The organism is Sorangium sp. So ce327, assembly GCF_051530205.1.
Classification (GTDB): domain Bacteria; phylum Myxococcota_A; class Polyangia; order Polyangiales; family Polyangiaceae; genus Sorangium; species Sorangium cellulosum_B.
Genome location: NZ_CP150330.1, coordinates 10,071,149 through 10,083,225, shown reverse-complemented (window position 1 = coordinate 10,083,225; position 12,077 = coordinate 10,071,149). Strand labels below are relative to the sequence as shown.

General features: G+C 72.8%; 10 protein-coding genes. 7 read left to right on the top strand and 3 right to left on the bottom strand.

Features of this window, described 5'->3' with window-relative positions; translation table 11 throughout:
- The first annotated feature begins 148 nt into the window (after window positions 1-148).
- From ribF to WME95_RS37760, 3 genes are all read left to right on the top strand, one after another.
- The gene (ribF, locus tag WME95_RS37770; RefSeq protein WP_437904161.1) at window positions 149-1,150 is read left to right on the top strand and encodes a riboflavin biosynthesis protein RibF; all 1,002 of its coding nucleotides are present in this window, start codon (window positions 149-151) and stop codon (window positions 1,148-1,150) included.
- A 49-nt stretch (window positions 1,151-1,199) separates the two neighbouring features.
- On the top strand, window positions 1,200-3,320 hold the full coding sequence (locus WME95_RS37765) for a hypothetical protein (RefSeq protein WP_437904160.1): 2,121 nt from the start codon (window positions 1,200-1,202) through the stop codon (window positions 3,318-3,320).
- 84 nt (window positions 3,321-3,404) lie between these two features.
- Window positions 3,405-4,382, top strand: coding sequence for a hypothetical protein (locus tag WME95_RS37760; protein WP_437904159.1), 978 nt, complete (start codon window positions 3,405-3,407; stop codon window positions 4,380-4,382).
- A 45-nt stretch (window positions 4,383-4,427) separates the two neighbouring features.
- Here the strand turns inward: WME95_RS37760 and WME95_RS37755 are convergent, their stop codons facing one another.
- The 3 genes from WME95_RS37755 to WME95_RS37745 form a co-directional block, all read right to left on the bottom strand.
- The gene (locus tag WME95_RS37755; protein ID WP_437904158.1) at window positions 4,428-5,357 is read right to left on the bottom strand and encodes a hypothetical protein; all 930 of its coding nucleotides are present in this window, start codon (window positions 5,355-5,357) and stop codon (window positions 4,428-4,430) included.
- Window positions 5,358-5,473: 116 nt separating this feature from the next.
- On the bottom strand, window positions 5,474-6,889 hold the full coding sequence (locus tag WME95_RS37750; protein WP_437904157.1) for a protein-disulfide reductase DsbD family protein: 1,416 nt from the start codon (window positions 6,887-6,889) through the stop codon (window positions 5,474-5,476).
- A gap of 64 nt (window positions 6,890-6,953) precedes the next feature.
- Window positions 6,954-7,652, bottom strand: a complete 699-nt coding sequence (locus WME95_RS37745) for a tetratricopeptide repeat protein (RefSeq protein WP_437544713.1) — start codon at window positions 7,650-7,652, stop codon at window positions 6,954-6,956.
- 407 nt (window positions 7,653-8,059) lie between these two features.
- Here WME95_RS37745 and WME95_RS37740 point away from each other — a divergent pair, with 407 nt between their 5' ends.
- The 4 genes from WME95_RS37740 (at window position 8,060) to WME95_RS37725 (ending at window position 12,008) form a co-directional block, all read left to right on the top strand.
- Window positions 8,060-8,578 carry a hypothetical protein gene (locus WME95_RS37740; RefSeq protein WP_437904156.1) on the top strand — a complete coding sequence of 173 codons (519 nt, stop codon included), beginning with the start codon at window positions 8,060-8,062 and terminating at the stop codon, window positions 8,576-8,578.
- The gene (locus WME95_RS37735; protein WP_437904155.1) at window positions 8,575-8,910 is read left to right on the top strand and encodes a hypothetical protein; all 336 of its coding nucleotides are present in this window, start codon (window positions 8,575-8,577) and stop codon (window positions 8,908-8,910) included. Before WME95_RS37740 ends, WME95_RS37735 begins: the two co-directional genes overlap by 4 nt.
- A 223-nt stretch (window positions 8,911-9,133) precedes the next feature.
- Window positions 9,134-10,240 (top strand): hypothetical protein, encoded by a 1,107-nt coding sequence (locus tag WME95_RS37730; protein WP_437904154.1) that lies wholly within the window; start codon window positions 9,134-9,136, stop codon window positions 10,238-10,240.
- A gap of 109 nt (window positions 10,241-10,349) precedes the next feature.
- Entirely contained in the window at window positions 10,350-12,008 is a 1,659-nt protein-coding gene (locus WME95_RS37725) for a DUF2254 family protein (protein WP_437904153.1), read from the top strand.
- The last annotated feature ends 69 nt before the right edge of the window (window positions 12,009-12,077 follow it).

The window sequence follows — 12,077 nt, the reverse complement described above, 5'->3', positions numbered from 1 at the left end:
TCAGTCGGACATGGGCACGTCAAGCGACTCTGTACAGCGATCGCTTGGCTGTACGTGCGTATCGTGACGAGCGGCGCTGCGCTCACCTGCGTTCTCGCCTGCGTCCACCCGCATTTCGTTCGGCGCTGCTTCGGGCTAGGTAGCGGCCGTGGAGTATTTTGCTGCCGCCGCTTCCGGGCAGGGCGGGCGCGCCGCGGCCGGGCCGCGGGGCAGCCTGGTGATCATCGGCAATTTCGACGGCGTTCATCTGGGGCACCAGGCGCTGCTCGCCGACGCGGCGCTGGACGCGGAGCGGCGGGGGCTCGAGCCGGTGGCGCTCACGTTCGCGCCGCACCCCGCGAGCGTCCTCGGCCGGACCCCGCCGGCGACGCTGACGGCGCTGCCGCGCAAGATCGAGCTCATCCAGCGCGTGCAGCCGGCGATCCGGGTCGACGCGGTGACGTTCGACCGCGCGTTCGCGGCCCAGACGCCGGAGGAGTTCGTGCGGCGCGTGCTGCTCGATCGGCTCGCGGCGCGCGTCGTCCTGGTCGGCGCGAACTTCCGGTTCGGCCGCGGGCGCGCCGGCGACTTCACGACGCTCGGGCGCCTCGGCGAGGATCTCGGCTTCGAGACGCGATCACACCCGCTCGTCGGCGACGCCGAGGGGGCGTGGTCGAGCACCCGCGTCCGAGCGGCCCTCGCGCGCGGGGATCTCGAGTCGGCCGAGCGGATGCTGTCGCGCCCGCACATGCTGTCCGGCGTCGTCGCGCAAGGGGCGAGGCGGGGCCGGACGATCGGCTTCCCCACCTGCAACATCGACGAGATCGACGAGGCGCTCCCGCCGTTCGGCGTGTACGCGACGCTCGTCGATCGGGTGACCTCGTCGGGCCGCGCCATCGCGCTCGCGCGCGGCGTGGCCAACCTCGGGGTCCGCCCGACGGTCGAGGCGTCGAGGCAGGCGCGCCCGAACCTCGAGGTGCACCTCTTCGACGTCGACGAGGATCTCTACGGCGCGGCGCTGCGCGTGCACCTGATCGCCCGGCTGCGCGAGGAGCGGCGGTTCTCCGGGCTGCCGGAGCTCAAGGCGCAGATCGCGCGAGACGCCGAGGCGGCGCGCGCGCGGCTCGCGTCGCTCAGCGCGGATCCGGCGGCGGAGGGGGCGTTTCGCTGAGCGGTCCGGCGAGGGTGAGCGAGCGTCGGATGTGGTAGCGTCGGCGGCGATGGAGCGCCGGGAGCTCGACGGGCTGACGCGGGAGGAGCTGATAGCGCGCGCCGAGGGGCTCGGGGTGCCCCGGCCGCGCCTGCTCACGAAGGCCGAGCTCATCGACGAGATCGTGGCGCGCACCGCGCAGAGCGAGCCGGAGCGGGCCCGCCTCCGCGGCTTCCTCGGGCGGGCGCGCGATCTGCTCTCGCGCGTGGTCGAGCGGGGCCTGCACATGCCGGAGACCGCGCGCGCGCTGCGCGGCGAGGCGCCGCCGGAGCAGTGGCCGCCGCCCCCGCCTCCGCCGCCGCCGCGGTCCACCACGACGCTCGCCGAGATCTATGCGTCCCAGGGGCACACGGACCGCGCCATCGCGATGCTCGACGAGATCCTCGCGCGAGCGCCGGAGGACGAGGACGCGCGGCGGCTCCGGGAGAGGCTGATCGAGAGCGCGCCACGCGGGCAGGGGGCAGGCGTGGAAGCGCGGGACGCGGACGCGGAGGATGCGGACGCGGAGGATGCGGGCGCGGAGGATGCGGACGCGGAGGATGCGGGCGCGGAGGATGCGGACGCAGCCGCCGAGGATGCGGGCGCGGGCGCGGAGGATGCGGGCGCGGGCGCGGGGGATGCGGACGCGGCCGCCGCGGAGGCTTCCCCTGCTCCGTTCAAGCGAGACGATGGCGCGACCGAGCCACGCGGGGCCGCCATCGCGAGCGAGCACCAGGGGGAGCCCGGACCCGTTGCCGGAGCGCCTGGTGGCCTTCCGGTGCAGCCTCCGCGAGATCCTTCACCAGCAGGTGCCGGAGCGACGGCGTCGCCCGTCGCCGCTGGGGTGGTGCTGGGTCTTGCGGCGGCCTTGCGCGACGAGCGGGCGGAGGTCCCGGCGCGGTATGACGTCGACGAGATCGTCGGCATCGCGGTCGATCACGAGACGATCTACCTCTACTGGGAAGTGCGTCCCAGGACGCTCGCGCGAGCGCGGGCGCGTCGCCCGGAAGGGCAGCTCGCAATCCGCGTCGTCGCGGTGCTCCCGAGCTGGGAGCGGCCCGTGGTCGAGCAGCGGGATCTCGCCATCGACGCGCTCTTCGGGGACATGTTCGTGCGCGACATCCCGTCCGGCGCGAACCTCCGTATGTGCACGGGCTGGCTCGCCGGCGAGGTGTTCGAGCCTTTCGCGGTCGGCCTCGAGGTCGCTGTGCCACGCGCGTTGCCGGCTTCGCCCAGATCGTCCGCGGAGGAGCCACCAGCTTCTGCGCCAGCGCTGACCGGTGAGACCTCGGAGGAGCCTCCAGCCTCTGCGCCAGCGCTGACGGGCGAGACCTCGGAGGAGCCACCGGCCTTTGCGCCGGAACTGACGAGCGAGATCCCGCCGGGCAGCCCCACTGCGGCGATGAACGTCGCGGAGCGGCACCTCGAGGGCGGCGTCAGTGATGCCGCATCCCCGGCGCTGATCGCAGCGGGGACGGCGTCACTGTCGATCCCCGATGCCAGGGGAGAGCACGGCGAGCCTGTCGTCGTGGTCGGCGCGAGCGGAGGCTCGGTGACCACGGCGCTTCCGGCGTCGAGCGCGCCGGTCGCCAGCGGTGACGCAGAGGTCGAGGCGGCTGCGGCGGCGGTCATCACGGGCAGTGACGTGGCGCCTGCTGCGCCGGCCGCGATCGGCGACGTGGCCGCCGAGGCTGTCCGAGCGGCCGCGCCTCACGGCCTCGAGGCGGTCGCGGCTGGGCGCGGCGCGACGCTCGTCGTGGAGCCGACGCTCGCGTTGCCCGACCAGGCGCCGGCGCGCTTCTCCTCGGGAACGGCGCCGACGCCGGCGGCGATCGCGCAGGCGGTCGCGGCGACCCGCGGCGGTTCGAACGAGGGGCCAGCCCGCTTCCCGTCAGGAACGGCGCCGACGCCGGAGGCGATCGCGCAGGCGGTCGCGGCGACCCGCGGCGGTTCGAGCGAGCTGCTCCGGGGCGGAGGTAGGAGCGCGGGACCGCACGCCAGCGAGGCGCTCCGGCGCACGAGCGTGGAGCGAGGCCTCTCCCCAGGTGGCGGGCCGCGCCCTGGCGCCGATCGGGGCCGATCCCTGGGCGGTGGAGCGGAGCTCTGGCGGAGCTTCGCCACCCGGGCGCGCCCGCCTTCCCGGGGCCGCTGAGCGACCTGGTCGACCCGGCGCATGCAACTCGCGAGTCGACCCGGCGCACGCAACTCGCGACGTGCGGCGGTCGACCCACCTCGCGTGCACCCGAACCACCGATCCATCGCAAGCTCCGCTCTCTTCCTCCTCGGCGCGCTCGCCTGCGCCCTGTTCACCCGGCAGGCGCGCGCCGAGCTCCCCTTCGACGACGAGCCCACGGCGCTCGACCCGCGCGTGGACCGCCTCGACACCGCGCCGCACGAGCTCTGGGCTGCGTCCCCGGGCAGCGCTCAGCCGCTCTGGCTCGCGGTGGAGCTCGGGATCGCGCGGCTCGAAGGGGGCGAGCGCTCCCTCACCGGCATGCTGCTCGCAAGCATCCCCCTCGAGCGGCTATCCGCCCGCGCTGGCGCGCCGTCTCCACCGTCCGCCGTCGCCGAACCCGCGGCGCCTCGGCTGAAGCCTGCCCCGGCGACCCCGAGCCCGCCGCGCGCGGCGCCGGAGATCGAGCTCCCGGAGCCGCCTCCATCCGCGCAGCCAGCCGAGGCCGAACCGCCGCTCCCGCTGCCGGTGCGGGTCACGCCGGCGATGGCCCGCGCGATCGTCGAGGCGGCGCTGCGGCGATCCCGCCTCCTCGATCCCGAGGCGCGCATCGACGCGATCGCGTCGCGCGCGCGGACGTCGTCGCTCTTCCCGGAGCTCCGGCTCCGCGTCTCTCGGCTCGTCGATGAAGCGGAGAGCCTGGCCCCCACGGAGTACGATCCGGCGCGAAGGACGGCGTCCGGCGGCACGAGCCTGTGGCTCGAGGCGCGCGCGACGTGGCGGCTCGACCGGATCGTCTTCGCCGACGAGGAGATCGCGCTGGAGCGCCTCCGCCGCGAGCGCGCCGAGCTGCAAGCGAAGCTCACGGCGCGCGTCCTCGAGCTGCTCTTCGCATGGCAGCGCGCCGTCGCGCTCGCGGCCGATCCGGGCCAGAGCCCCGAGGAGCACCGCGCCGCGACGCTCGCGGCGCTCGAAGCGGAGGCGTCCCTCGACCTGCTCACCGGCGGCTGGATGACGCGGTGGCGCGCTGCGCGCGAGTGAGCCCCGCGCGCCTCCGCCTGCGCAGGGCGCCCGCGCGCTGCAGGGTTACAGGATGGTCTGCGAGAGCGTCACCGCGCGCCTGCCGGTGCCGGCGTCTCCGTCGGGATCGGTCACCGTCACCTCGACCTCCACGACCTTCCCGAGCAGCTCCTCGATCTTCCGCTCGCCATCCAGCCGGAACCGCAGCCCGGCGAGCGTGCAGAAGCCGCCTTCGTCGGGATCCAGGGTGAAGATGACCTCGAGCGGCTCGATCGCATAGCCGAGCTCGGGCACGATGCCGTTCACCACGGTGAGCGAGCCGGATCGGCGCAGGTTCTTGAGCCGGATGGCGACGAAGATGTGGTAGCCGCCTTGAGGTCCAGCCTCCACCTGGACCTCGTCGAGGTCATCGAGCGGGAAGTAGTCGGCCTGCCCCTCCCCGACGATGACGACCGGCTCGCCCCCGGCGGCCGGCTTGCAGACGTCCGGCTCCGCGCCCGCGTTCCACGAGGTGCTGTAGGGCTCGAGCTGCCGGGGATCCACGTCGGGGGCGCTGCAGCCGCCGGCCACGCAGGTCTGCGGCGCCGGGCAAGTGGCCGCCTCGGGCGCGACGACGCACTCCCGCTCGAGGCGCACCCGGAGCAGCAGCGTGCGGCCGCCGATCACCCGGGTCGACGCGGTGCGGGTGAGCAGCGGCCTCTCGGCGTCCTCCGCTCCGAACGCCTCCAGGGAGATCTCCACGGCCGTGCCATCCTCGAGATCGCTGAAGAAGAACTCCCGGGGGAAGAACAGCTGGCCGTTCTTCTGCGCCAGCGCGTCCTCGTGGACCACGTCTCCGCCGGCCCGCAGGACGACGCGCAGCAGGTCGACGTCGGCGCCTGCGCGGAGCTCGCTCGTCACCCCGAACACCACGGTGCCGGTGGTGGGACCCGCAGCGCCGCAGCCTGCGACGAGCAGGGCGCAGAGCGCGAGGGCGGCGAGCAGGAAGGAGCGCATGTTCGTGGCGGCCTGGCCGCGATGGGCGCGGCGCCCGTCGCTCCCCCCTCGCGGCGTTCGGTCCTCCTGAGCCATGCCGACGGCGTGTGCGGCGCGCTGCTGCCAGGCGCAGCGCGCTACTGGATGCCTTCGAGCGCGGCCAGGAACACGTCCGGGCCGACGAAGTCGTTGAAGCGCTTCCGCTCGGCCCCGGTGGAGTCGTACAGCACCACCGTGGGCAGGCCGACGACCTTGTACTTGCCCTTCACCGCGTCGATCTGCGGATCCTCGTCGTCCGTCGCGTCGACCTTCACGGCGACGAAGTGCGCCGCCTTGGCCATGACGCGGGGATCCGAGAAGGTCTCCTTCGCGAGCTGCTTGCAGGCGCCGCACCACTCCGCGGTGAAGTCCACGAGCAGCGGGCGCCCTTCCGCCTTCGCCTTGGAGACGGCCACCGGCTCTTCGTGCAGCCACGTGAGCTGCGGCGACACGGCCTCGCCGGCCACGGCCGACGGGACGGTCGAGGCGAGCTTCGGCAGATCCAGGCTCGCGACGAGCAGGAAGCTGCTGGCCACCGTGAGCGCGATCCCGACCCCCTTGCGGGCCTTCACGCCGGCGCCGCCGTCGTCCCAGGAGAGGTGCACCGCGCCGAGCGCGAGGCCGACCGCGACGAGGCCCGCCATGACGGCCATGAACTGCGGCGTGGGCTGCGCGAGCGACGACAGCGCCGGGAAGGTGGTCTTCAGGAAATAGAGCGCGACGACCATCATCACGATCCCGAAGAACGACTTCACCCCCAGCATCCACTTGCCGCCCTTCGGCAGCGCGAACGCGAACGCGCCGACGAGCCAGAACGGCAGGCCGAGCCCGAGGGAGAAGGTGGCGCCGACCAGCGCGCCGAGGCCGACGTTCTGGGTCTTCCCGATCCAGAGGATGATGCCCGTGAGGACGGGCCCGGTGCACGGCGCGGCGACGAGGCCGCTCACGAGACCGAGCAGGAAGGCGCCGCCGTAGCCGATGCCCCCGACCTGCGAGAGCCGCTGCATCAGGGTGTCCGGCAGCGTCATCTCGAACGCGCCGAACATGGACAGCGAGAGCGCGATGAACACCGCCGCGATGCCGACGATGACCCACCTGTTCGAGAGCACGCCGCCGAACAGGCTGCCCGTGAGCGCCGCGGCCACGAGCATCGTCGTGAAGAGCACGACGATCCCGAGCACGAAGCTCGTCGAGAGCAGCATCGCCTCGCGCCGGGACTTCGCCTCCCGCGCCCCGAAGATGCTCACCGTGATGGCGATCATCGGGTACACGCAGGGGGTCAGGCACGTGAGCAGCCCGCCCCCGAGGGCGGCGAGCGCGGCGAAGAGCGGGCCGGCCTCCAGACCGCGGGTGAAGAGATCGCGCTCATCGCCGGCCAGCGCGATCGCCGGGGACGCGAGCGCGGAGAGCGCGGCCAGCGCCGGGAGCGCGCGTCCGAGCGCGCCGCGCGCGCCGCGTCGGACACCCGCCGGTGCGGCGCCGGCGCTTGCCTTGAAACGAGTCGAAGCGGTCATCACGAAGGTTCTATAGCAAAGCGATCGGGGTCGTGCGGCGGGCCGCCGTCCGTTCAGGCCGGCATCAGCGTTCCGCGAGGGACGCGAGCGTCCGGCGCGCCGCCTCGATCTCCGCGCCGAGCGCGATCGCGACCGCGGCCCTCCCCGAGGTGCTCCGCTGGACGAAGGCTTCCAGGTATTTCTTGGCCTCGTCCCAGCGCTGGTCGAAGTAGGCCATCTGCCCGAGCACGAACCGGCCGTAACCCTGGCCCGCCGGCACCTCCGAGAGCCGATCGATCAGCGCGCCGAGCCCCTCCACCGGCTGGCCGCTCTCGCACTGCACGACGGCGAGGTGCCCCTGGTAGAGCGGCTTGTCCCGCGTGCCCCAGCGCGCCGCGCGCGTGAGCGCGCCGATCGCCTCGTCGTACCGGCGTGCCAGGTGATACACGCTGCCCAGCGTCCACCAGTGGAACGCCCTCCGGCTCGCCGGCCCCGTGCGCGCCGCCAGCCGGAGGTGCCCGACGGCCCCCTCGATGTCCCCGAGGGCCTGCTTCGCGCGCGCCGCGTCCTGGTGGGCGACGTCGCTCAGCACGTCGAGCGCCAGGATCTGCTCCGCCACCTCGGCTGCCCGCTCGAAGCGGCGTGTCTCGAAATACGCGAGGTAGAGCTGCCGCAGCAGCATGGCCTGCGTCGTCCTGTCGAGCGGCCCCCGGAGCGACAGGCCCCGCCGCGCCCAGAGGGCGCGCGACCGCGGGGTCGCCGCGCCCAGCGCGCGCCGCAGCATCTCCTCCGCGGTCAGCGCCGCCGCGGGCGCGCGCCGTCGCGGCGCCTTGCTCGGCCGTTTCTCTCGTGGAGGATTGGGGCCAGCGTCATTCCCGCTGCCCGCAACGGACTGCGCCGTCGCTTTCGTGCGTCGCCGCGTACCCCCGGGGCCCGTACGGACGGATCGAGCGCCGCCCACGCTGTCACCGTGCTCGCTCGCCTTGCGCACAGAAAGCAATCCTAACAGACCTGCACACGCGTTCCAGCAATACGCGACGATTCCATCTTGACTCGGGCCACATGGCTGGCAGGTGGCCGGTCGTGGACGACGGCTGGGTGCCGGCTGGGGTTGGCCGTGCGCCAGTACGGGCTGTCGGCTTCGGCTGGACCTTGTTGCGCCCCATCGAGCGTGGCGCCATCGTCGCGGCCATGCGTCGCCGTCCTGGCTCAACTTCCCTTCAAAGGAGGCGGTATTCCGTCTCCACGGTCTCCGGCAACCTGGGTCGGGTCCTCAACCTCAACCTGGGTCGGGTCCTCAACCTCAACCTGGGTCGGGTCCTCAACCTCAACCTGGGTCGGGTCCTCAACCTGGGTCGGGTCCTCAACCTGGGTCGGGTCCTCAACCTGGGTCGGGTCCTCAACCTGGGTCGGGTCCTCGGGCTCGCGCCATGCTTGGCCTTGCTCGCCGGCCTGCCGCTCCTGGCCGGGTGCGGGCATCCGGCCAGCCGCGACGAGTGCGAGGCCATCTTCCGGAGGAGCGCCGAGATCGAGCTCCGGGCGCAGAACGTCGTCGACCCGAAGCTCGTCGAGGAGCGCACGGCGGCGGTGCGGGACGCCCGCGGCAAGGAGCTCATCGACAGGTGCGTCGGGCGCCGCATCACCGACGCTGCGATGGTGTGCGTCCGGCAGGCAACGACCCCGGAGCAGGTCGATACGTGTCTGGAGTGACGCGCCCCGCGACCCGCACCGACGTCCTGGCAACCCTGGCGATCGTCCTGCTGGTGCTCGGTATCCTTGTGGGGCGCGCCGCGCTCCGCCGCGTTGCTCCACGCCCGTCCGCCGAGGAGTGCGCCACGCTCCTCGATCGATACGTCGAGCTCGTCCTGCGCGCAGCCAACCCCGAGCCCGCTGCGTCCCAGGTGGCCGAGAGGACCGCGATGGCGCGCGCGGCCGCCGGGGAGCGCGGCTTCGTCCGCTGCGAGGCCGACCTCACGCAGGCGGAGGTGGCGTGCGCCCTCCAGGCGGGAACTGCGGACGACCTGGAGCGCTGTCTGCCCTGACGCGACCCGCGCGCGGTCCGCGGAGGACCAACCCCGACATGCTCCCCTACCGCGGAGACGGTGAAGGAGCGGCGGAGGAAGGCGGAAGAGCGGCGGAGGAACGTGAAGGGACGCCGGCGCGCTGCGAATCGTTCCGGGCGCGCCGCGCTGTGATAGTCTCGGCCGTGGCGAGCGCTCCCCGCTGGCGCGATCTCCTCACCTCCCCACCCTCGGATTGCCTGTCGTGAAAGCCCCGTCGCCCTTGCTCGGCTTCAACAACAACGTCCGGCACAAGGGGCGGTTGTTCCACATACAGACTGAGGACTCGGGCATTCGCCATCCTCACATCATCACGCACCTCTTCGCCGACGGCGGGCGCATCCTCAAGACCACGAAGACCTCGTACGCGGAGCACGTCGGTCAGGCCTCGCTCGCGGAGACGGTCCGCGGCCTCATGAAGGAGCAGCACAAGGCGATGTTCATCGCCCTGCGCGACGGCCACTTCGACTACCTCTTCGACGACACCGCCGCCCCGCCCGTGTCGGCAGGCGCCGTGTCCGCAGGCCCCGCCCCCGCCCCGTCGCATCCGGAGGCGAGCAAGCCCGCGCGGGCGTCGTCGCCGTCGTCGCCCGAGGTGACGGGCGCGCCGAAGCCGCCCCCGCCGTCCCGGCCCCTCACGCCGCCCGTCATGCCTGAAGCGTCGCCGCGCCCGAAGCCGGCAGCCGCGCCGACGCCGGCGCCCAGGCCCGCCGCGCAGCCCGCAAGGCCAGCGGCCGCGCCCCTCGCCACGGCGCCGCGCGCCCCGGCGGCCGAGCCGGCGCCCGCTTCGGGCAGCGGGCGCCCCCGGCTCGAGCTCGATCCCGTCGCGCTCCAGGCGCTCGGCGGCGGGCGCGCGGCCAGCCCGCTCGCCGGCAGGGCCGTACGCCCGGCGTCGCCCGCCGAGATCAAGCCCGAACAACCGTCCATCGATCTCGATCTCGACGCGCTGGAGCGCGCCGCAGCCGAGGCACAGACGCCGTTCTTTCAGCAGATCCAGGACCTCCCGCCGCCGCCTGCGTCGGTGATCGGGCGGCGGGCGGAGTCCGCGGCCTCCGGCGCCGGGGTCTACAGCAATGTCCACCCCGAGCAGCCCGTCGCGCCGCCCGCGCCCCAGGTCGCGGTCGAGCATTTCTCGGGCGGCCCTGGCTCCGGCCGCTACGCGGCCTCGCGCCCGGCCAGCATCTTCGCGACGAACCGGCCGGCGGAGGGCGCCTCGATCTTCGGTGAGGACCTGATCAGCGAGAAGTCGCTCGACGAGGTGATCCTCAGCTACCTCGCGGAAGATCTCGACAGCCCCCCGGAGAAGAAATAGCCGGGCCGCCGCCTGGCGTGGCGGACGCGTGGAGCAGGTGCGTGGGGGGCAGCGTGGAGCGGGTGGGCAGGCGGATCGGCAAGCAGGTCGACCGAGCGGCGGTCACCTGATGAGACCCGATCGGACCGCAGACGACGCCGAACGACAGCGTCGCAGGGGCGCGACCGTGGCCCGCATCTGGCTGCGGCCGATGTCCTATCTCCTGGGCGTCAGCGTCGCGACCCTCGCCGTGGTCCACCTGCTCGACGTCGCGCGACACGAGAACGCGCACCTCTCGCTCTGGGAGGTGTTCGCGCGCATGTCGCCGAGCGACGCCGAGCACATCATGGGCGGCATCGGCGAGGTCATCGCCGCCATCCTCGGCATCGTCATCACGGTCGCGTCCATCATCGTGCAGCTCGCCGCGAACCGTTACACGCCGCGGATCACCGAGATGTTCTTCCGCGACCGGACGAACATGCTCGTGATGGGCTTCTTCGTCGTCAGCGCGGTGTTCTCGCTGTGGGTCAACTTCTCGATCCGCGTCGGCGAGGTCGGCTCGACCGAGGACGCCTTCGTCCCCACGTACGGCGTCGTCGTCACGATGGGGCTGCTCACCGCGAGCCTGCTCATGATGGCGCCCTACTTCGGGTACGTGTTCGACTTCGTCGAGCCCGACAACGTGGTCCGGCGGATCAAGACGAGCGGCGTCGAGCAGGCGCTGCGCCCCGCGGGCGGAGAGGACGAGGCCGAGGTCGACGAGCGGCGGGTGACGGCGCTCTCGTCGCTGGAGCAGCTCGCCGACGTGGCGCTCAACGCGATCGACCAGAAGGACAAGGGGATCGCGTCGAAGACGATCGACTCGCTGTCGGAGCTCGTCGTCGCGTACCTGCCCCACAAGGCGACGCTCGATCCGCGCTGGTTCCAGATCCGCGATCGCCTCGCGAAGGACACCGACTTCGTGAGCATGAACGCCGAGGCGCTCGGCAAGCTGTCGACCGCGCGGACCTGGCTCGAGTACAAGGCGCTCCGCCAGTTCTTGATGGTCTATCGCGAGGCGCTCACGGCGATGCCCGACCTCATCACGCGCATCGCCATCGACACGCGCTACATCGGGCAGACCGCCATCGCCGCTGGAGACCGGGCGGCCGTCGCGGTCGTCGTGAAGTTCTTCAACACCTACATGCGCAGGTCGCTCAACGCGAAGGACATCGCCGCGGCCTACAACAACCTGAACCAGTACCGCTACCTCGCGGAGGAGCTGCTCAAGGCGGGGTGGGGGGATCAGGTCCTCGAGATCGCGCGTCATTTCAAGTACTACGCGCAGACGGCGCACGCGATGGGGCTCGCGTTCCTCACCGAGACCGTCGCGTTCGATCTCTGCGTGGTCAACGAGCGCGCGTACGACCTGCACGCACCTGCCCGGGACGAGCTGCTCCAGCTCTTCCTCGAGGTGGACAAGGAAGCGGAGCTCGATCAGCAGGAGCCGTCGCTCCGCGGCGTCCGCAAGGCGCAGGTCAAGCTCGCCACGTACTACCTGCAGAAGGGTGAGGAGGCGCTCGCGCGGAAGATCTACCGCGACATGCGCGACGAGCGGCCCGACAGGCTGCGCTCCATCCGCGCCGAGCTCCTGGCCGTGACGAGCAACGAGTTCTGGGAGATCAACGACCGGGGCGCCGTGTTCGAGTACATCGAGCCCGAGCGGCGCCAGCTCATCCACCGCTTCTTCGAGTGGTTCCCGGCGACGACCATGCGGGAGCCGATCCGCGAGGAGCACACGCAGGAGTGAGCGAGGCGTGAGCGGCGCCCTCTCGGTGAGGCGGGACCCAGTCCACGCAGGCTGTATCTGCGCCGGGCA